Origin of the sequence: Nocardia lasii (assembly GCF_042658545.1) — a bacterium.
Lineage (GTDB): Bacteria > Actinomycetota > Actinomycetes > Mycobacteriales > Mycobacteriaceae > Nocardia > Nocardia lasii.
Genome location: NZ_JBHSQN010000015.1, coordinates 505,179 through 524,206, shown reverse-complemented (window position 1 = coordinate 524,206; position 19,028 = coordinate 505,179). Strand labels below are relative to the sequence as shown.

The window sequence follows — 19,028 nt, the reverse complement described above, 5'->3', positions numbered from 1 at the left end:
TCGCGGAGCAACCGACCAGGAAGGTCCTGCAAGCCCTGAAGAAGGAGGGCTGGTCGAAACTTCGCGATGGAGCGGGCAGTCACTCGATATACGGCTGCCGCACAGGCAAGCACGACGTGAGCGTTCCCGATGGACATCGAACTGTCTCGCCAGGGGTGGTTCGCACCATCAACAAGGCCGTTGCGGCGTGTGACTGCCCGAAGGAGGACGAATCATGAGCACAGCAATCACCTACGACGTGCATGCGAACCGTGTCGGCCGGTGGTGGGAGATCACCGTTCCTGACGTCTATGGCACCGATCCGTGTGGTCAGGCCAGGCATCTCACGGATGTGGGCTATGAGGCCCGCACTATCATCGCGGCCAAGTTGGATGTGCCGTTGTCGCATGTCGAGACAAGGCTGATCGTGGACGATTTCGGCGATGCGCGTGACGTCAGTGGCCGAGTTCAACACATCTCGGACCTTCGTTCGGAGATCGAACGACTCACTGATGAGCTGAACGAGGAGCAGCGGTCACTCGTTCGGGAACTGCGCCGCGAAGAAGTCCCCGACGTCGATGTCGCGACACTGCTCAACGTCGCGCGTCAACGAATCGGGCAGCTCGCGAAGTAGTGGGCGTCGGGATGTGACTTGGGGTCTTTCCTCCCGAAATGTGCTCGAAGCAGAACCGGGATAAAGTCCGGTTCTCTTCGAGAACAGGAAGGGAGCGGTTGGTATTACGCTTCGGATTTGGCTGAGCAGTGCGGGTGCGGCGTCCGTTCAGGTCATGCGGTTGCTACGGGACAATCCCGACGGGGTCGAAGTCAGTATTTACGCCAGCAATGTTGATCCGGGCGCGGTCGCCCTCTCGGTGTGTGATGTGGCGGCGGTCGAGCCCCGCCATGTCGGCAACGAGGATTACGCGCAGTTCGCGCTCGATTTCTGTCGGACACATCGCATCGATGTGCTCATCCCGCCGCGTCGGCTCGACGCGCTGGCGGGCCGGATCGCCGATTTCGCGGCGATCGGCACCAGGGTGATGTGTTCGCCGCTGTCGTCGGTGAAGGCGCTCACCGACAAGGTCCGCACCTACGAGATCGCCGGTGGGGCAGGCATTCCCGTGCCGCCGTGGCGCGAGGTCACCGATGCCGAGCAGTTCCGCGCGGCCGTCGAGGAGCTGTCGCTGACCGGGGAGACCCTGTGCATCAAACCCAGCGGCGAGTACTCGGCGTTCGGGTTCCGCATCCTCGACGACCGCCCGCTGACCATGGGCGCGCTGCGCGTCGCCCCGCGCCCGGTGGCCTCGGTCGAGGCGGTCGCCTCGGCGATGCGCCGCGCGGCAGAGGAGGGCGAAGCACCGCTGCCGCTGCTGGTCATGCCGTTCCTCGAAGCGCCCGAGATCAGTATCGACTGCCTGTCGGCGCCCGGCGGGGAACTGCTCGTCGGCATCCCGCGTGCCAAACAGGGTCGCTTCAGAATGCTGGTCGACGATCCCGCCGTGGTCGATATCGCCCGACAATTGGTCGGCCATTTCGAATTGGCGTACCTGACCAATGTCCAATTGCGTTATCGCGCAGGCGAACCCGTGCTGCTCGAAGCGAATCCGCGCCCCTCGGCCGGACTGTTCCACACCGAATTCGCCGGCGTGAATCTGCCGTGGGCCGCGGTTCGCCTGCTGTGGCAAGGAGATTCGGGCCTGCGCGAACCACCGCGGCTCGGCGCCTGCCTCGCGGTGGCCGAAGCGGTCATGGAAGTCTCACCGCGACACGACGGTCAGCTGCCCGAAGCCGTCCGCAGGAGCGCCGACCTGGTCGCGGGGTGATCAGCGCGCCTGCGCCGCGCGGGCGATATCGGCGAGATCGGCGGTCATCATCTTGCGGGTGACCGCCGTTCCCAGCGGGGCCATCAGCTTCTCGAGGAGCGCCCGCACACCGGTCGCGTTCGAGGTGCCGGCGAAGGTCATGGTGAGCAGCGTTCCGGTGGCGGTCGGGGCCACCGTGAACTCGGTGCGATAGGAGATGTCGCCCGCTTCGGCGGCGATCACCGTGCGACGCCGGGGCTCGACCTCGGTCACCACCATCTCCTCGGTGGCCTCCTTGCCCATGATCTTCCTGGTCTCGCGCCAGCGGGTGCCGACCGCGTAGCCCGCGCCGTCGAGTCGCTCGATCCGCGTCACACCTGACAGAATCTCGACGGCACCGTCCAGATCCGTCAGGACATCCCAGACGTGCTCGACGGGAGCCTCGATCTCGCGCTGCGCGGTAAAGGAGTTCATCGACGCAACGATAGTCAGCGGGCGGGCGTCATGGACACGATCGCGGTCCGGGTCGACGCGGTGATCGGAAGGTCGGTCCGCGGGGTGCCGGGTACGGCGTCGGTGTGCTCGCCGAGCGATCCGTGACCGCAGGTGCTGAAGCTGACGCTGTGGCGGGTCCAGGTGGGACCTGTGCAGCGGGACCTGGTGGGCCCCGAAGTCCCTGCGTCGTAACGGGTTCAGTGCAGGAGGGCTTCCAGCCCGTCGAGGATCAGATCGAGCCCGAAGGTGAAATCGGCGATGCCGGAATGGGTTCCGTCGATCACCAGGGCAGCCATGGCGTGCATGTGGGGGTGCGTCTCGGGCGGGATCATGGGCAGGAATTGCTCGGCGGCCGAGGCGTATTCGTCGGGGTCGAGGGGGAAGTTGATGGCCTGGAGGGTGAAGCCGTAGATGTGGCTGTCGAGGGCGTTCCAGGCGCGGTCGGCCTGTTCGTAGGTGAAGCCCGCGGCGATGAGGCAGCCGAGGGTGGCGTCGACGTAGCGCAGCATGGCGGGGCCGACCTTCACGCGGGAGCCGAGCAGGCCGGTGGCCCAGCGGTGCGTGAGCAGGACCTCGTGGGCCGACAGGGCGCGGCGGCGGAGTTCGGCCCGCCAGTCGCCGCTGATCGCGGGGACGTAGAGCTCGGCGACGACCAGGTCGATGATGCCGTCGAGCAGGTCGTCCTTGTTGGCGACGTGGTTGTAGAGCGACATCGCCTCCACCCCGACCGCCTTGGCCAGATTGCGCATCGACAGGGCCTCGAGTCCCTGCTGGTCGGCGAGGTCGATGGCCGCGCGCAGGACCCGGTCCCTGGTGAGTGGGGTACGCGGCATGCGACATCCTTCCTTGACCTACTTACGGCGTAAGCGTACTCTTCCCGCCAAGAGACTTACGCTGTAAGTGCGAAACGAGGGACCTCATGACCGATGTGGATACGGCTTCGATGACCGCCTGGGTCGCGCCTCGCTACGGCGGGGGCGAGGTGTTGTGCGCGGAGGTCGTGCCGCGGCCGACGCCGGGGGAGCGGGACGTGGTGGTCCGGGTGCGCGCGGCGTCGCTGTGCAGCGGGGACCTGCATCTGCTCACCGGGACGCCCTACCTGCTGCGGCTCGGGTTCGGGGTGCGCAAGCCCAAGCACCGGATGATCGGGCAGAACCTGGCGGGCGAGGTGGTCGCGGTCGGCGATCTGGTGACCGAATTCGGCGTGGGGGACCGGGTTTTCGGTGAGGTGCCCAGCGGGGCGTTCGCCGAGTACGTCCGCGCCGAGGCCGGGGCTTTCGCGCGCGTGCCCGCGTCGATGGGGCTGGAAGACGCTGCGGCGATACCGGATTCGGGGATGACGGCGCTGCAAGGGTTGCGCGATATCGGTCGGGTCGGGCCGGGGCAGCGGGTGTTGATCAACGGCGCGTCCGGTGGCGTGGGCAGTTTCGCGGTGCAGATCGCGAAGGGGCTCGGCGCCCACGTGACGGCGGTGTGCAGCACGCGGCATGTCGAGATGGTGCGGGGGATCGGCGCCGATGTCGTGATCGACTACACCACTGCGGATTTCGCTGATTCACCGGTTAGGTATGACGCGATCTTCGATCTCGCGGGCAATCGCTCGTTGCGCGAATTCCGGCGCGTGCTCACCCCGGAGGGTGTGTTCATCTCCTCCGCCGCCGCGCCGCACGACAACTGGCTGGGCCCGGTTCGCTGGTTGGCGGCGGTCGCGCTCACCAACCTCTTCACCCGCCAGACGTTGAAAGCCTTGCTGATGCGGCCTTCGGCTGCCGACCTGGACCACCTGGCGGGGCTGGCCACCGAGGGTTCGCTGCGGCCGGTGATCCAGCGCCGCTTCCCGCTGAGCCAGGTCCCGGAAGCGGTCACCACCTTCGCCGAGGGTCACGCCTCGGGCAAGACCGTGCTCTACGTGGCGGACTGATCGCGGTACTTCTTGACCTTGGTGAGGTTGCCGCAGCGGTCCATCGAGCACCAGCGGCGGCGGCCGGGGCGGGAAGCGTCGACGAAGAGGAGTCCGCAGTTGTCGCTCGCGCAGATACGGATGCGGTCGGCCAGGGGGCCGGAGAACAGGTCGATGGCGTCGCGGGCGAGGGTGGACAGGGCCGCGCCTGCGGTGGGGTTCGGGTAGGTCATGGTGCCGTCGGGTTCGAGGTGGGGGGTCAGGGGTGGTGCGGCGGCGGCGGTGTTGATCGTGTCGATGTCGCTGGGGGACAGCGGGATTCCGTTGGCGCTGCCGAACGCCGCGCGGGAGAGGGCGGCGCGCAGGGTGCGGAAGGCGGGCAGGTCGGCGGGGGTGGCGGTGAGCTCGGGCAGGTCGAGGATGACGCCGAGCCAGTGGGCGAGGTCCTCGGTGGTGTGCACGATCTCCCAGACCGCCAGCTCGCCCTCACCGCCGGTGTGGACGCTGTCGAGGCAGGGGCGACCCGCGCGGAAGCGGCGGCGCACCGCGGGCGGTAGGGATTTTCGGTCTTGCATGACACCAGTTTAACTGGTTACGGTGGTGGCATGACAATCGCGACGTACATCAATCCGGAATCTCTGCACAGCAACCCGGCGTTCTCGCAGGTCGTGCGGGTGCCCGCGGGTGCTGATCTCATCTACATCGGCGGCCAGAACGGGGTCGACGCCACCGGGCAGATCGTCGGGCCCGATCTCGCTTCGCAGGTGCGCCAGACCCTGGCCAACCTGCGGGCCTGCCTCACCGCGGCCGGTGCGGAGCCCGCCGATGTGGTCAAGTGGAACCTGCTCATCAAGGAGGGCGAGAGCTTGCAGGAGGGCTTCGCGGCCTTCGGCGCGGCGTGGGAGCGGACACCGCATCCGCCCGCCATCACCTTCGCGTTCGTGTCCGGGCTCGCGGTCGAGGGCGCGCTCATCGAGATCGAGGCCGTGGCGGCCGTCAGTCCGTGAGTTCGCCTGCCGTGCGCCAGGATTGGCGTTCCTCGGCGAACGCCTCGGCCTGGATCGTGCGGAACCGCTCGATCGAATCGTCGTTGTCGGCGAGGAACTGTCGGTAGTCGGCGAGGCGGAACTCACCGTCCTCGGCGGTGATGTCGACCTTGCCCGCGGCGAAGTCGGCGCGCAGGTCGAGCAGTTCGTCGGGCTCGACCGGGTGCCAGCGGATGCGGTCGAAATAGCGCAGCAGCCAGGGTGTTTCGGCCGCGTCGGGGAACCGGTCGACGCCGGGTCCGGCGGTTCCCGCCGGGCGGGCGCGGTGGTTCCAGACCTGGGTGGTGCGGCCGACGAACTGGTAGCCGCCGGGGCCTTCCATGCCGTAGATGCACAGGTAGGCGCCGCCGATGCCGACGGCGTTCTCGGGGGTCCAGGTGCGGGCCGGGTTGTACTTGGTGGTGACGAGTCGGTGGCGGGGGTCGGTGGGGGTGGCCACGGGGGCGCCCAGGTACACATCGCCGAGGCCAAGGACCAGGTATTCGGCGTCGAAGACGGTGTTGTAGACGTCGTCCACCGACGGCAGGCCGTTCATGCGGCGGATGAATTCGATGTTCCACGGGCACCAGGGGGCGTCGGCGCGCACACCGTGCATGTACCGGGTGATGGCCTCGCGGGTGGACGGGTCGTCCCACGACAGCGGCAGGTGCACGGTGCGGCTCGGGACGACCAGCTGGTGCGAATTCGGCAGTTGCGCTTCGGCTTCGGCCAGCAGATCGAGCAGCTGGGGGATCGGCAGGACCGCCGGGTCGACGCGGATTTGCAGCGAGCGGATGCCGGGGGTGAGTTCGATGACGCCGCGCGGGCCGATCGCGAGGAGGTGCTGGTGCAGGGCGTGCACGCGGGCGCGCAGGCCCAGATCCAGGGTGAGGGTGCCGTATTCGACCAGGACCCCGTCGTCGCCCTGGCGGCGGTAGGTCACGCCGGTCTCGTCGTCGACCTCGGTGCGGCGCAGGATGCCGTCGTCGCCGTCACTGCCCGCCGACAGGACGGTGCCGAAGGACGCGCGGCGGCGGTGGCCGAGTTCGGCGGCGGGCGCGGCGTGTTCGGAGCGGATGGGGACGAAGCGGACCTTGTCGCCGGGGGTGAGCTGGCCCAGCTTCCAGCGGTCGGCGGCCACGACCGTGATCGGGCAGACGAAACCGCCGAGGCTCGGGCCGTCTGGGCCGAGCAGGATGGGGGTGTCGCCGGTGAAATCCAGGGCGCCGATGGAGTAGGCGTTGTCGTGGATGTTGGACGGGTGCAGGCCCGCCTCGCCGCCGTCGGTGCGGGCCCACTCCGGCTTCGGGCCGATGAGACGGACGCCGGTGCGGTCGGAGTTGAAGTGGACCTCGTAGTCGGTGCCGACGATAGTGTCGAAGTCGTTGCGGGTGAAGAACTCCGGGGCACCGTGCGGGCCCTCGGTGACGGCCAGTTCCCAGCGGTGCGCGAACGCGGGCTGGTCGGCCATCGGGACGGCGGGGGCGAGCCGGGTCGACGGTGCGCCGAGGGTGAGCGACTCGTCGGCGCGCAGGGCCGAGCCGGTGCCGCCGCCGAACTTGCCGAGGGTGAAAGTGGCTGCGCTGCCGAGGAATTCGTCGACGTCGATGCCGCCGGAGATCAGGATGTAGGTGCGCATGCCGGGACCGCGGATCGCGCCCACCTCGAGCACTCCACCGGCGGGGACCTCCACGGTGCGCCACTGCTCGATCGGGGCACCGTCCACGCGCACATCGGCGACCGCGCCGGTCACGCAGACCCAGGTCGGGGTCGAGAAACGCAGGGCCGGGCCGCCCAGGGTGCACTCGAGACCGGCCGCGCCCTCGGGGTTGCCGAGTACGCGGTTACCGAGGCGGAAGGACAGGTCGTCCATGGGGCCGGACGGGGGAACACCGATGTGCCAGTAGCCGATTCGGCCCGGCCAGTCCTGCACGGTGGTCTGCATCCCGGGGCGCACGACCTCGACACGGCGTTCGGTCGCAGTGGCGGTCGAGCTTTCCGCGCCGGTGTTGTCCGCTGTGTCGGTGGGTGCGATCGGCGGTGGGGACTGCGCGGGTCCGGCCGAGCGTGGCTCGGCCCTGCCACCCACCATCACGCTGTCGGTCGTGATCACCGACTGTGGGGCCGACGTACCGGAGGGGGCGCCGGCCGCCGAGGTGGGCCGGGGTGGCGCGGTGGTCCGCAGGGGGGTCATCGGGTCACCACCATGCGGACGGGCGTGGGGTCGAAACCGTTGCAGGGGTTGTTGATCTGGGGGCAGTTGGAGACCAGGACCAGGGTGTCGATCTCAGCGCGCAGGGTGAGTTTCTTGCCGGGGGCCGACAGGCCGTCGACGATGCCGAGGGTGCCGTCGGATTCGACGGGCACGTTCATGAACCAGTTGATATTGGAGACCAGGTCGCGTTTGCCCAGGCCCCACTGGAGCGCGGCGGTGAGGAAGTTCTCGACGCAGGCGTGCTGGTGGCGGTTGTGGTGGCCGTAGCGCAGGGTGTTGGACTCCTGGGAGCAGGCGCCGGCGATGGTGTCGTGGTTGCCCACCTCGTCGGCGACCACGGTCATCAGCGGGGTGCCGCCCTCGGTGCGCAGGACGCTGCCGGTGGTCAGGAAGATATTGCGCTGCGCGGCGATGGTGGCCTGGGCGCTGTAGCGGTCGGTGCGGTCGGCGGCGGAGTAGAGCAGGCAGTCCACGGCCTGGTTGCCGTGCAGGTCGATGATGTCGAGGTGGTCGCCGGCCCGCACGATCGCCGACCAGGGCGCGCACGCGGGAACGGTCTCGTCGAGGACGACGGTGCGGGTGGCGGTCATGCCGAAACCTCCGAGTTCAGTGCGGCCGCCCACGCGGCTTCGGTGTTGTCCACGGCCCGTTGGTATTCCGGGTCGGTGTTGGGGGCGAGTTCGGTGGGGGAAGGCCAGGCGAGCAGGTCGAGATCGCCGGTGGGGCGGTCGTCGAGGGGGTGGGGCGCGTTGGCGATCAGCAGGGTCAGCGGGAGGTGCACGATCAGGTCGAGGGTGGCGCCCGAGGGGCCGTTGCCGGTCGACTCGATCGTGCCGTCCGCGCCGACGCGCGCGCCACGGAACAGGGCCAGCGACGGGCCGATGTCGCGGGGTTCGAGGCCCTGCTTGGCCCCGGCCAGGTGCAGTTGGTGGCGGCCCTCGGTGGTGGGCCCGCACAGGGTGTCGTGGTGGCCGTGCGAGTCGGCGAGGATCGTGGCGAGGACACGGCCCTGATCGGAGAGCAGCGGGTGGCCGGGGCCGAGGTACGCCTGCCACGGGACCTTCACCGTGTCGGCGACATTCAGCCGCTCCCACGGTGCTTCGGCGCGCAGGAGGAACAGGTGCGCGCAGGTGGTGCCGGACGGGTCGCTGAGTCGGATGCGGGTGCCCCGGCCGATCACCATGTTCGCGTAGCCGCCCGCAGGGATGCGTTGGGCGACAACGAGATCAGCGGGGTCGACCCCGGCCGGCGTCTCGGGGCGCGCCATCGTGGCCGCTGCGGCCTGGGCGCGCGCGTGGGCGCGGGCACCCTCGGTGGAGTGGGTGTTCGTCATCGTTGACCTCCTGTGATGGTGGGCGGCGCTGGAGTTCACGGGTTGCGTGCGGACAGGGGGGTGTGGAGCTGGGTCGAGGTGGCATAAACGTGCGGCGATTCGCTGATGTGGCTGGTTTTCGCGGGTTGCGGAGTACGGCCGCACGAAAATGCCACCTCGGTGGGGCGGTCAGGCGGGGGTGGTTTCCTTGCCCGCCACGACCAGGCGGTAGACGATGGCGCCCGCGGTGAGGATCACGGCCACCGACAGCGGACCCGCCCACAGCTGCCACCAGCTGCCGCCTGCCGGGGTGTAGACCTCGGGGCGGGGCCAGGCCAGGTTGACGACCATGGCGATGCCCCAGAGCACGGCCAGCGCGTTGATCGGGATGCCCCAGCGGCCGAGGTGGAACAGGGACTTGTCCTCGGGGGCGGGCAGGCCCTTGACGCGCTGGACCAGCAGGGGCACGGTGACCAGCAGGTAGGCCAGGTAGAGGCTCACGATGCAGACGCTGGCCAGGGTGGCGAAGATGGCGGGGTTGCCGAGGTTGAGAACCAGCAGACCGATGCCGAGCGCGCCGATGACGACGGCGGGCCACACGGGGGTGCCGAAGCGGGGATGCACGGTGGCCAGTGCCTTGGCGAAGGGCAGCTTGCCGTCGCGGGCCATCGAGAACATCAGGCGCGAACCGGCGGTCTGGATCGCCAGGGTGCACACGATCACGGCCACGGCCACACAACCCAGCAGCACGGTTCCGGCGGGGCTGTTGAGCTTGGCGGTGATCACGTAAGCCAGTCCACCGGTGGACAATTCGCCGTCGGACAGGCTCGGCGCGGCCATCAGGGCGCCGAGCAGCATCAGGCCGCCGCCCAGTGCCGACACCGACAGCGCCATCAGGATGGTGCGCGGGGCGACCTTGCGGGGATTCTTGGTCTCCTCGGACAGCTCACCGGCGGAATCGAAGCCGACCATCACGTACGCGGCCATCAGACCCGAGACCAGGAACGCCGCCCAGTACGGGCCCTCGATGGCCTGGTCGGTCTGGAACACCACATCGGGGCCACGCTCGGTGTTGACGAAGAACAGCGCGATGATCGCCAGCACACCGATGATCTCGACGGTGACGCCGATGGAGTTGATCTTCGACATCAGGTCGATGCCGATCACATTGATGGTGGTGGTGACGACCAGCAGCACGCTGCCCAGCAGCACGGCGTTCATCGCGCCGTCGCTGGAGGTGAGCGCGGTGTCGGTGCCGATGACCTGGAAGCCGCTCCAGATCGAGGGCAGCACCACCTGCAACGCGATGGCGGCCGCGGCGGCGGTGACCACCTGGGCCAGCACCATCATCCAGCCGGCGAACCAGCCCACCAGCCCGCCGGCCAGGCGGCGCGACCACTGGTAGATACACCCGGAGATCGGGTAGCGGGCGGCGAGTTCGGCGAAGTTCAGCGCCACCAGGAACTGGCCCGCGAACACGAGCGGCCAGGTCCAGAAGAACGCGGCGCCGCCGAACGAGTAGCCGAAGCCGAAGAACTGGAAGATCGTGGTGAGGATGGAGACGAACGAGAAGCCTGCCGCGAAGGACGCGTAACGCCCCAGTTTGCGGTGCAGGACCGGCTGATATCCGAACGCCTTTAGATCGGCGCTGTCGCGGGCGAGTTCGGGCGGGGCGGCGGGAGAAGCGAGGGTCGTGGCCATGTCGGTGTCCTTCAGCGGTGCGGCCAATATCTATCAGTCGATAGTTTTGCGCGCGCGATCGCTCGAACGGTGTCGTGCGTGTATCGAGTACGGGTACGGCGGTAACTTCTGCGTTGCCTGAGTTTCTGTCAGATGACAGAAATTAGACCGTCCGGCATCGTGCCTGGTGAGCGGGGCGCTTCCGGGCGGTCGACACACCGGTGACAGAATCGTGAGCGTGGCGAATCTCGGTCCCGGGCGACCCCGGCTGGAACAGCGGCGCAGGCAGGGAACGACGCCGCGCGCGGAGATCCTCGACGCGGCGGCGGAATTGTTCACGACCAAGGGCTACGCCAACACCTCCACGCGGGCGGTGGCCGACGCGGTCGGCATCCGACAGGCCTCGCTGTATCACCACTTCGCGGCCAAGGACGACATCCTCGACGCGCTGCTGGCCGAAACCGTCGCGGGGCCGGTCGAATTGGCGTTGCGGATGGTCGGCGAGCCGGAAGACGCGCTCACCCAGCTCTACGCGCTGGCCCTGTTCGACGTGCGCCAATTGCGCACGGCGCGCTGGAATCTGGGCGCGCTGTACCTGCTGCCCGAGCTGCGCACCGAGCGTTTCGTGGCGTTCCGGCGTCGGCGCGACGAGTTGCGCGAGCACTACGAACGGCTGGCCGCCGAATCGGCTTCGGCCGCAGGGCAATCCGAGGACGCGCGGATCCTGCCGTTCCGGCTGGTCGAGACGGTGATCGCGATCAGGTACGACGAGGGGGCGGCCGGGGACGATACCGAACGCGTCATCCCGGACGGGATCATGCGGATCGTCGGGTATCGCGGCGATGTCGGTGCGGTGCGGGCCGCGGCGGACGCTCTCTTGGCCCGGCTCGGCGATATCGGTACTGCGCCCGTCGGCTGATCCGTCGCACCCGCTGATTGGAGCGTGGCGTACGGTTTTCGAGCACTCCGGTAGGTACGGCGACGACCGCGTCACGGTGGTCGGAAAGAGATCAGCGGGCGGTCGGCGGGGCGATCTTCCAGTGCCGACTCAGCGCGTCGGCGATCTCCGGCAGCACCGTGATCGGAACTCGCTTGGCGCGCAACAGTTCCCGGATCTCGTTCACCTGTTCGCGTTTACGCATGTCGTAGGCCCCGGCGACGGGCTGCACCACCGGCGGGATCGACAGCAGGACCAGCTCGTCGGTTTCGCCGCTGAGGTCCAGCGCGAGGGCCCAGCGGGCGTGCTCGTCGAGGGTGAACCGGCCCGCGACCACCTGGTCCCACGGCACGGTCGCGGAGCGGAACGGGGTGCGCGCGAAGATCGCGTGCTCGTGCAGTTCGACCACATCGCGCAGGAACAGGACCGTGCCCACCGCCACCCCGGCGACGAGCCCGACCGCCAACCCGGTGATCACCCGGTTCACCCCGAACATCGCCAGGAACAACCCGACGATGCCCGTGGTGACCAGCGCTCCGATCACGCAGTAGAACAGGCTCCGACCAGTGGGTACGACACCGGCGCGCACGACCGTCATGCGACCCTCCCTCTCCCGAATCGAAGCCAACCCTAGTCGCGGGCGGCTCAGGAGCCCAGCGAGACGATCGCTTCGGTGGTCTCGACCAGGAAGGTGAAGCTCTCCTGGAAGTACAGCTGCACGGTCTCGGCGTCGTGATCGAGGTAGCCGATCGACAGGTCCTGGCCCAGTGCCAGCTCGAAGTCGCCGCCGCGGGTGGTGAGCGCGAAACCGCCGCTGATGGCGGGCGCCCAGATGATCTCGCCCTCGATCAGCCGCTCGATGTGGGTGCGGATCGGGTAGCCGTGATCGGAGGTCTCGCTGACCTGGGTGTAGAGGTCGGCGCTGAGCACCACCGAGTACGGGCCCTGCACACCGGCCAGGCGCAGCTCGGTGAGCGCGTGCGAGATGGCGTCGGGGATGTCGACGACATTGCTCGGGATCGCGACCGGCGCGTTGGACGCGGCCTCGCGGATGCCGACGATGCCCGCGGCCGGGTAGCTCTCGAAGATCGCGCGGTCCTCGGCGAAGGCGATCTGCTGGGCGGCGGCCTTGAGATTGTCGAAGTCGGCGTCCTCGGCGCCGCGCTCGATATCGTCGAGCTCCTCGCGTTTGAGGGTGAACGGCACGCGCAGCTCGATCAGCGGCAAGACGATGCGCTTGCGGGCCTGCACGCCCTTGCTGGGCGAGTCGATGGTGGTGAGCCTGCCGCGAGTGAGCGCCGAGTAGGTCACACCGTGCGGACCCGAGACATCGATGACGCGCCGACCGGCGATATTGCGCTTGAAGGTGCGCTTGGCTTCCTCCTCGATCTGTGCCCAGGCCTCGTCGGTGATCGGCGCGAGTTCGCGATGCAGGTTGTTCATGGAGCGCTCCTTTTCAGCGTGCCGATTGACAGGGAACCGTCGGAACCCGATGCCGCCGCCGCGTTGGCTTCGATGACGGGTTCGAAGTCGGGGACGGGGACGTCCGCGTCCTCGTTGGCGATAGCGGCCGGTGCATCGGGCAGGTTGTCGAAGAAGTCGGCCGAGGGGGTGAAGAACAGGGTGCCGGTGAGGGCGGTCGAGAAGTCGAGGATGCGGTCGTAGGCGGCCTCGTCGGTGCCGAGGAACATGCGTTCGAGCATCTTCTCCGGCACGGACGGGGTGGCGGAGTAGGCGATGTAGTAGGTGCCCAGCTGGCCGTCGCCGATGGTGCCGAAGGGCATGTTGGCGCGGATGATGTCGTGCTCGACGCCCTCGGCGTCGACGATGGTGTTCATCTTGATGTGCGAGCTGGCGGGCTTGACGTCGTCGGGCAGCTCGTAGTCGCTGAGCTTGGTGCGGCCGATGACACGCTCCTGCTCCTCGACGGGCAGCGCGTTCCACTTGTCGAGGGGGTGGATGTACTTCTGCACGATCACGTAGCTACCGAGGGCGAAGTCGGGATCCTCGTCGCCGACGAACACGCTGGCCTCGGCCGCGGCGCCCTCCGGGTTGGCGGTGCCGTCGACGAAACCGAGCAGGTCGCGCTGTTCGAAGTAGCGGAAACCGGAGGTCTCGTCGACCACGGTGGCGGCACCGCGCAGGCGGGTGGCGATGGCCATCGCGAGCTCGTAGCAGGTGCCGGTGTTCTCGGCGCGGATGTGGAAGAGCAGATCGCCCGGGGTGGCGGGGCAGGAGTGCTTGGGGCCGGAGTAGCCCGGAAACTCGTGCAGCTCAGCGGGTTTGGCGCCGGTGAACAGGCGCCCCCAGACCGCGGAACCGATCGAGGTGACGCAGCTCAGGCCCTGACCGGGCGTGCGGAATCCGACGGCCTTGCGTAGATCGTTGACCTCGCCCAACAGCGTGCGAACGGCTGCCTCGCCACCTTCGTCGACGGTCGCGACGAGAAAGACGGCGGCAGGCGTGAGTGGAACGAGGACCGACTGTGGCTCACCCATGCCGACCACAGTACGGCCCCATACCGACAGGTTCGAATCAGCGTGCTGGTGTGTCAGCGCATTTCGGGCGAACGACCTGGGGAATTCACTTCGCGACGGTGAGCAGGAAGGTGACGTCGTCGACGGCCTTGACGCTGTGGCGAGCGCGCGGGACGACGAGCAGATCCCCGGCCGAGCCCTTCCACTCGTCGGTGCCCGCGATCAGCACCAGCGTGCCCGTGAGGACCTGGATGGTGGCGTCACCGGCATTGTCGTGTTCGGCCAGGCTCTGGCCCGCGGCGAGCGCGACGACGGTCTGGCGCAGCACGTGGGTGTGGCCGCCGATCAGGGTTTGCGAACTTCGGCCGCTCGTCGAGGTGGCCGCCAGCTTCAACTGTTGGCGGGCCACCGCGGTCAGCGATTTCTTGTCCATGGATCGCGCCTTTCGCGGGCTTGCAGCGGGCTGGTCTTGCGAAGGAGTATGCCCGACCGCGCCCACGCGTTCGGGCGTTTTGCGCTGACGGTCAGCCGGGTGTCGTCGCGGTGCGGGTGTAGCGGCGGATGCGGTAGCGCAGACCGGTTTTCGAGGTCAGCCACGGGGTGTCGGCGGCTGCCCACTCGGGTCCGATGGTCGGGGCGAAGGCATCGCCTGCCACGGTGGTGTCGATCTCGGTGACCAGCAGGGCGTCGGCCAGCGGCAGGGCGGCGCGGTAGATCTCGCCGCCGCCGGCGACCCAGGCGTCGTGCGGGCCGACGAGGGCGAGTGCCTCGGGCACCGAGCCCGCGCGCTCGGCGCCCTCGGCGGACCAGTCGGCCTGCCGGGTGACCACGATATTGCGCCGACCCGACAGCGGCCGGAAGTTCGGCGGCAGCGAATCCCAGGTCTTGCGGCCCATGATCACCGGGTGACCCATGGTGGTCTCGCGGAAATTGGCCATGTCCTCGGGCAGGCGCCACGGGATCGTGTTGTCGACGCCGATCACACCGTTGGCGGCCTGCGCCCAGATCAGGCCGAGCACCGAACTCACACCGCCACCGGTGCCTTGATCCCGGGATGGTGTTCGTAGTCCGACAGCTCGATGTCGTCGTAGGTGTAGTCGAACAGGCTGGTGGCCGGGCGCAGGCGCAGCGTCGGGAACGGGAAGGGCTCGCGGCCGAGCTGCTGGCGGGCCTGGTCGACGTGGTTGTCGTAGATGTGCACGTCACCGCCGGTCCAGATGAACTCGCCGGGCTCGAGCTCGGTCTGCTGGGCGACCATCAGGGTGAGCAGGGCGTAGCTGGCGATGTTGAACGGCACGCCGAGGAACAGGTCGGCGCTGCGCTGGTACAGCTGGCACGACAGTTTGCCGTCGGCGACGTAGAACTGGAAGAACGCGTGGCACGGGGCCAGCGCCATCTTGTCCAGGTCGGCCACGTTCCAGGCCGACACGATCATCCGGCGCGAGTCCGGTTCGGTGCGCAGGGTGTGCAGGACCTGGGCGATCTGGTCGATGTGGGTGCCGTCGGGGGTGGGCCACGAGCGCCACTGCACCCCGTAGACCGGGCCGAGTTCGCCCTTGGCGTCGGCCCATTCGTCCCAGATGGTCACGCCGTGTTCGCGCAGCCAGGAGACATTGGAGTCGCCGCGCAGGAACCACAGCAGTTCGTAGGCGATGGATTTCATGTGGACCCGCTTGGTGGTGATCAGCGGGAACGATTCGGCCAGGTCGAACCGCAGCTGATGCCCGAAGATGCTGCGGGTCCCGGTGCCGGTGCGATCGGTCTTGGGCGTGCCTTGCTCCAGAACGAGCCGGAGTAGATCCTCGTACTGCGTATCAGGGGTGGCCACGTCTGGCGATTCTACGGGGGTCGCTCGGGCGCGCGGGCACCTGGCAAGCTCTTCGCGTATGCGCAAGCTCTTCGTGATCGGCATCGGTGCCGGCGACCCCGACCAGGTGACGATGCAGGCCGTCAAGGCCATGCGACAGGCCGAGGCTTTCTTCCTGATCGGCAAGGGGGACGAGAAGCGCGAACTGGTGCAGGTGCGCACGACGATCCTGGCCGAGTACGTCGACACCCCGCACCGGATCATCGAGATCGCCGATCCGCCGCGCGAGCGCACGCCCGCCGACTACACCGGGGTGGTCGTGGACTGGCACGAGCGGCGCTCGGAGCTGTTAGAGGCCGCGTTCGACCAGGTCGACGGGGTCGGCGCGATCCTGGTGTGGGGCGATCCGGCGCTCTACGACAGCACCCTGCGGATGGTCGAGAACGTGCTGGCGCGGGGGCGGACGAGTTTCGACTACGAGGTGATTCCTGGCGTCACCAGCATCGCCGCGCTGGCCGCCCGGCATCGTCAGGTGCTGCACCGGATCGGCGAGCCCGTCCACGTCACGACCGGGCGCAAGCTGCGCGAGGAGGGCCTGCGCGACGGGTCGACGGTGGTGATGCTCGACGGCGAGTGCTCGTTCACGCAGGTGCCCGGCGATGACCTCCACATCTGGTGGGGCGCCTATCTCGGAATGCCCGACGAGACCCTGATCGCGGGCAGGCTGCGCGAGGTCGAGGCGCGGATCGTGGCTCGTCGGGCGTCGTTGCGGGCCGAAAAGGGCTGGATCATGGACGTCTATTTGCTGCGCTAGCTGGATAGACTGGCAGGCGTGCCCGAGCTGCCGGAGATAGAGGCGTTGGCGCAGTTCCTGCGGGATCATGCGGTCGGCGCCGTGGTGGGCCGCGTGGACGTGGGGGCGTTGAGCGCGGTGAAGACCTTCGATCCGCCGGTCACGGCGCTGTCGGGGCGCGATGTCACCGGGGCGGGGCGGTGGGGGAAGTTCCTCGGGATGGACTGCGGTGGGTTGTGGTTGATCACCCACCTGTCGCGCGGTGGCTGGTTGCGGTGGGTGGACGAGCCGAATCCGTTGCCGCCCAAGCCCGGTGGGAATAGTCCGCTGGCGCTGCGGGTGCATTTCTTCACCCCCGAGGGGGCCACGCCCGCGATCGACCTGACCGAGGCGGGGACCAAGAAGCGACTCGCGGTGTACGTGGTCGAGGACCCGATGACGGTGCCGGGGATCGCGCGGTTGGGTCCGGACGCGTTGGCGGTGAGTGAGGACGAGTTCACCGCGCTGCTGCGTGGCACCTCGCAGCGGATCAAGACGGCGCTGGTGGATCAGACCCTGCTCGCCGGGATCGGCAACGCCTACTCCGACGAGATCCTGCACACCGCGCGGATCTCCCCGTTCGCCAACACCAAAACCATGGCGGGGGAGAAGGTGTCGCGGCTCTACGACGCGATGCGCACGGTGCTCTCGGACGCGGTCGAGCGGTCGGTGGGCCAGGACGCGGCCCGGCTGAAGGGCGAGAAGCGGTCGGGCATGCGGGTACACGCCCGCACCGGGCAGGCGTGTCCGGTATGTGGGGACACCGTGCGCGAGGTCTCCTACGCGGAGCGGTCGTTCCAGTACTGCGCCACCTGCCAGACCGGCGGCAAGGCGCTCGCCGATCGGCGGATGTCGCGGCTGCTCAAATAGATTTCCCCCGCCAGGCCTCCAGCAGGCGCAACCAGAACTCGCTGACCGTCGGATAGGCGGGCACCGCGTTCCACAGGGTGTCGAGGGGCACCCGACCGACCACGGCGATGGTGGCCGCGTGCAGCTGTTCGCCCATGTCGGGGCCGACGAAGGTGGCGCCGAGCAGGCGGTCGGCGGCGGTGTCGACGACGAGTTTGGCGTGGCCGTGGAAATCGTCGCGCGAGAGGGCCGACCCGGCGACGGAGATGTCGAGTTCGACGGTGTCGACCGCGTGTCCGGCGGCGCGGGCCTCGTCCTCGGTGAGGCCGACCGAGGCGAGTTCGGGCGCGGTGTAAACCACCTGCGGGATCTGCTGGTGGTCGGCGCTCGCGGTGTAGCGCGTGCCGTCGAGGGGCTTGCCCTCGGCGCGGGCGGCGATCACATCGCCACAGACCCGGGCCTGGTACTTGCCCATATGGGTCAGTGCCACACGGTGATTCACGTCGCCGACGGCGTAGAGCCAGTCGCCGTCCACGCCGCGCGCGGTGAGTTGGTCGTCGACCTCGACGTAGCCCGCGGGCAGGCCGACGGCGTCGAGGCCGAGGTCGGCGGTGGCGGGGGCGCGGCCGGTGGCGACGAGGAGTTCGTCGACCTCGAGAGCGCCGTCGTCGAGTTCGATGGTGACCGGGCCGCCGTGGATATTGCCGTAGCCGGTGTCGCGCGGATCGCGGCGGGTGACCCGTTTCGGTTCGACTCCGAACCGCACCGTCACGTTGCCCTTGTCCCGCAGGCCCGCCAGGACCAGGTCCGAGGCGAACCGCTCCGAGCGCGGCAGCAGCCGGTCCCCGCGCACCAGCAGGGTGACCTCCTCGGCGCCGAGTTCGGCCAGCCAGGTGGCCGCCTCGCAGGCCACCACCCCGCCGCCGATGATGGCCACCCGGCGCGGGACGACGGTGAGACTGGTGGCGTCACGGGAGGTCCACGGCAGGGCCTCGCGCACGCCCGGAATGCCGGGGACGGCGGCGGTGGTGCCGGTGGCCAGGACCACGGCGTGCCGGGCGCGCAGCACCTCGGTGCCCGCATCGGTCACGACCTCGACCAGGCGCTCGCCGATCAGTCGACCCGCGCCCCGGATGGGCACGATGTTCTCCGATTTCGCCCACTCGACCTGGGAACTGTCGTCGCGGTGGTGCACGAAGGCGTCGCGGCGGGCCAGCACATCGTCGACCCGCAGGCCGCTCGCGGTCACCCCGGACATGGACTCGCCGAGGTCGAGCACGGCGCCGGGGCGCAGCAGGGCCTTACTGGGCGTGCACGCCCAGTAGCTGCACTCGCCACCGAACAGTTCCCGTTCGACCAGGGCGACGGTGCGATCGCTGCCCGCGATGGCGTAGGCGGCGGCGTTCTCACCCGCGGGGCCCGCGCCGATGACGATGACGTCGTACTCGGCGTCGGTCACTGCAGATAACCCTCGACCTCGCGGGGAGAGCGCAGTTCGGTTTCCTCGGGGGACTCACCGGAGCCCTGGCGAGCGCGGCGCTGGCGCAACAGATCCCAGGCCTGATCGAGCATCACCTCGAGTTCGGCCAGCTGTTTGCGTTCGGTGACCGGGTCGATCTCACCCGCGGTGGCCTTGGCCCGCAGGGCGTGCTCGTCGTCGACCAGCTGCGAGATCCGCGCCAGAATGTCCTGATCGGTCATGTGCTCACCACTTCGAT

22 protein-coding genes are annotated in these 19,028 nt (G+C 68.8%); 7 read left to right on the top strand and 15 right to left on the bottom strand.

Annotated elements, in window-relative coordinates; translation table 11 throughout:
* Window positions 1-214: 214 nt before the first annotated feature.
* Together ACFP3H_RS24605 and ACFP3H_RS24600 are read left to right on the top strand one after the other, a co-directional pair.
* Complete coding sequence (locus ACFP3H_RS24605) at window positions 215-613, top strand: hypothetical protein (RefSeq protein ID WP_378609483.1); 399 nt, start codon at window positions 215-217, stop codon at window positions 611-613.
* 154 nt (window positions 614-767) lie between these two features.
* Complete coding sequence (locus tag ACFP3H_RS24600) at window positions 768-1,802, top strand: ATP-grasp domain-containing protein (RefSeq protein ID WP_378609482.1); 1,035 nt, start codon at window positions 768-770, stop codon at window positions 1,800-1,802.
* On the opposite strand, the gene ACFP3H_RS24595 is transcribed toward ACFP3H_RS24600, so the two are convergent.
* Together ACFP3H_RS24595 and ACFP3H_RS24590 are read right to left on the bottom strand one after the other, a co-directional pair.
* Window positions 1,803-2,255, bottom strand: a complete 453-nt coding sequence (locus ACFP3H_RS24595; RefSeq protein ID WP_378609480.1) for an SRPBCC family protein — start codon at window positions 2,253-2,255, stop codon at window positions 1,803-1,805.
* 218 nt (window positions 2,256-2,473) lie between these two features.
* On the bottom strand, window positions 2,474-3,109 hold the full coding sequence (locus ACFP3H_RS24590) for a TetR/AcrR family transcriptional regulator C-terminal domain-containing protein (RefSeq protein ID WP_378609479.1): 636 nt from the start codon (window positions 3,107-3,109) through the stop codon (window positions 2,474-2,476).
* Between the two features lie 86 nt (window positions 3,110-3,195).
* Between ACFP3H_RS24590 and ACFP3H_RS24585 the strand changes: the two genes are divergently transcribed.
* Window positions 3,196-4,197, top strand: a complete 1,002-nt coding sequence (locus ACFP3H_RS24585; RefSeq protein WP_378609477.1) for an NAD(P)-dependent alcohol dehydrogenase — start codon at window positions 3,196-3,198, stop codon at window positions 4,195-4,197.
* On the opposite strand, the gene ACFP3H_RS24580 is transcribed toward ACFP3H_RS24585, so the two are convergent.
* Window positions 4,182-4,751, bottom strand: coding sequence for a CGNR zinc finger domain-containing protein (locus ACFP3H_RS24580; RefSeq protein ID WP_378609476.1), 570 nt, complete (start codon window positions 4,749-4,751; stop codon window positions 4,182-4,184). The genes ACFP3H_RS24585 and ACFP3H_RS24580 overlap by 16 nt on opposite strands.
* Before the next feature lie 30 nt (window positions 4,752-4,781).
* On the opposite strand from ACFP3H_RS24580, the gene ACFP3H_RS24575 reads away from it, so the two are divergent.
* Window positions 4,782-5,183, top strand: coding sequence for a RidA family protein (locus tag ACFP3H_RS24575; protein WP_378609475.1), 402 nt, complete (start codon window positions 4,782-4,784; stop codon window positions 5,181-5,183).
* Here the strand turns inward: ACFP3H_RS24575 and ACFP3H_RS24570 are convergent.
* The 4 genes from ACFP3H_RS24570 to ACFP3H_RS24555 all read right to left on the bottom strand — a co-directional run bounded on the left by ACFP3H_RS24570 (window position 5,173) and on the right by ACFP3H_RS24555 (window position 10,429).
* On the bottom strand, window positions 5,173-7,146 hold the full coding sequence (locus ACFP3H_RS24570; RefSeq protein WP_378609595.1) for a 5-oxoprolinase/urea amidolyase family protein: 1,974 nt from the start codon (window positions 7,144-7,146) through the stop codon (window positions 5,173-5,175). The genes ACFP3H_RS24575 and ACFP3H_RS24570 overlap by 11 nt on opposite strands.
* Before the next feature lie 245 nt (window positions 7,147-7,391).
* Window positions 7,392-8,006: an urea amidolyase associated protein UAAP2 gene (locus ACFP3H_RS24565; RefSeq protein WP_378609473.1), complete on the bottom strand. Its 615-nt coding sequence runs from the start codon at window positions 8,004-8,006 to the stop codon at window positions 7,392-7,394.
* Window positions 8,003-8,749: a DUF1989 domain-containing protein gene (locus ACFP3H_RS24560; protein ID WP_378609472.1), complete on the bottom strand. Its 747-nt coding sequence runs from the start codon at window positions 8,747-8,749 to the stop codon at window positions 8,003-8,005. The genes ACFP3H_RS24565 and ACFP3H_RS24560 overlap by 4 nt, the downstream gene beginning before the upstream one ends.
* Before the next feature lie 168 nt (window positions 8,750-8,917).
* A complete protein-coding gene (locus ACFP3H_RS24555) occupies window positions 8,918-10,429 on the bottom strand; it encodes an amino acid permease (RefSeq protein ID WP_378609471.1) in 1,512 nt (503 codons plus the stop codon).
* 217 nt (window positions 10,430-10,646) lie between these two features.
* Here ACFP3H_RS24555 and ACFP3H_RS24550 point away from each other — a divergent pair, with 217 nt between their 5' ends.
* The gene (locus tag ACFP3H_RS24550; protein WP_378609470.1) at window positions 10,647-11,327 is read left to right on the top strand and encodes a TetR/AcrR family transcriptional regulator; all 681 of its coding nucleotides are present in this window, start codon (window positions 10,647-10,649) and stop codon (window positions 11,325-11,327) included.
* A gap of 91 nt (window positions 11,328-11,418) precedes the next feature.
* Here ACFP3H_RS24550 and ACFP3H_RS24545 read toward each other — a convergent pair whose 3' ends face one another.
* The 6 genes from ACFP3H_RS24545 to ACFP3H_RS24520 form a co-directional block, all read right to left on the bottom strand.
* A complete protein-coding gene (locus ACFP3H_RS24545) occupies window positions 11,419-11,943 on the bottom strand; it encodes a hypothetical protein (protein WP_378609469.1) in 525 nt (174 codons plus the stop codon).
* Window positions 11,944-11,990: 47 nt separating this feature from the next.
* A complete protein-coding gene (locus ACFP3H_RS24540; protein WP_378609468.1) occupies window positions 11,991-12,788 on the bottom strand; it encodes a family 1 encapsulin nanocompartment shell protein in 798 nt (265 codons plus the stop codon).
* Window positions 12,785-13,843 carry a Dyp-type peroxidase gene (locus ACFP3H_RS24535; protein ID WP_378609467.1) on the bottom strand — a complete coding sequence of 353 codons (1,059 nt, stop codon included), beginning with the start codon at window positions 13,841-13,843 and terminating at the stop codon, window positions 12,785-12,787. The genes ACFP3H_RS24540 and ACFP3H_RS24535 overlap by 4 nt, the downstream gene beginning before the upstream one ends.
* An 85-nt stretch (window positions 13,844-13,928) precedes the next feature.
* Window positions 13,929-14,255 (bottom strand): cupin domain-containing protein, encoded by a 327-nt coding sequence (locus tag ACFP3H_RS24530; RefSeq protein WP_378609466.1) that lies wholly within the window; start codon window positions 14,253-14,255, stop codon window positions 13,929-13,931.
* 91 nt (window positions 14,256-14,346) lie between these two features.
* A complete protein-coding gene (locus ACFP3H_RS24525) occupies window positions 14,347-14,841 on the bottom strand; it encodes a dihydrofolate reductase (RefSeq protein WP_378609593.1) in 495 nt (164 codons plus the stop codon).
* 5 nt (window positions 14,842-14,846) lie between these two features.
* Complete coding sequence (locus ACFP3H_RS24520) at window positions 14,847-15,650, bottom strand: thymidylate synthase (RefSeq protein WP_378609465.1); 804 nt, start codon at window positions 15,648-15,650, stop codon at window positions 14,847-14,849.
* A gap of 58 nt (window positions 15,651-15,708) precedes the next feature.
* Between ACFP3H_RS24520 and cobF the strand changes: the two genes are divergently transcribed.
* Both cobF and ACFP3H_RS24510 read left to right on the top strand, forming a co-directional pair.
* Window positions 15,709-16,443 (top strand): precorrin-6A synthase (deacetylating), encoded by a 735-nt coding sequence (cobF, locus tag ACFP3H_RS24515; RefSeq protein WP_378609464.1) that lies wholly within the window; start codon window positions 15,709-15,711, stop codon window positions 16,441-16,443.
* Window positions 16,444-16,461: 18 nt separating this feature from the next.
* Window positions 16,462-17,331 carry an Fpg/Nei family DNA glycosylase gene (locus ACFP3H_RS24510; protein ID WP_378609463.1) on the top strand — a complete coding sequence of 290 codons (870 nt, stop codon included), beginning with the start codon at window positions 16,462-16,464 and terminating at the stop codon, window positions 17,329-17,331.
* On the opposite strand, the gene ACFP3H_RS24505 is transcribed toward ACFP3H_RS24510, so the two are convergent.
* Entirely contained in the window at window positions 17,324-18,769 is a 1,446-nt protein-coding gene (locus ACFP3H_RS24505; protein WP_378609462.1) for a dihydrolipoyl dehydrogenase family protein, read from the bottom strand. The genes ACFP3H_RS24510 and ACFP3H_RS24505 overlap by 8 nt on opposite strands.
* On the bottom strand, window positions 18,766-19,011 hold the full coding sequence (locus tag ACFP3H_RS24500) for a DUF2630 family protein (protein ID WP_378609461.1): 246 nt from the start codon (window positions 19,009-19,011) through the stop codon (window positions 18,766-18,768). The genes ACFP3H_RS24505 and ACFP3H_RS24500 overlap by 4 nt, the downstream gene beginning before the upstream one ends.
* Window positions 19,012-19,028 lie beyond the last annotated feature (17 nt).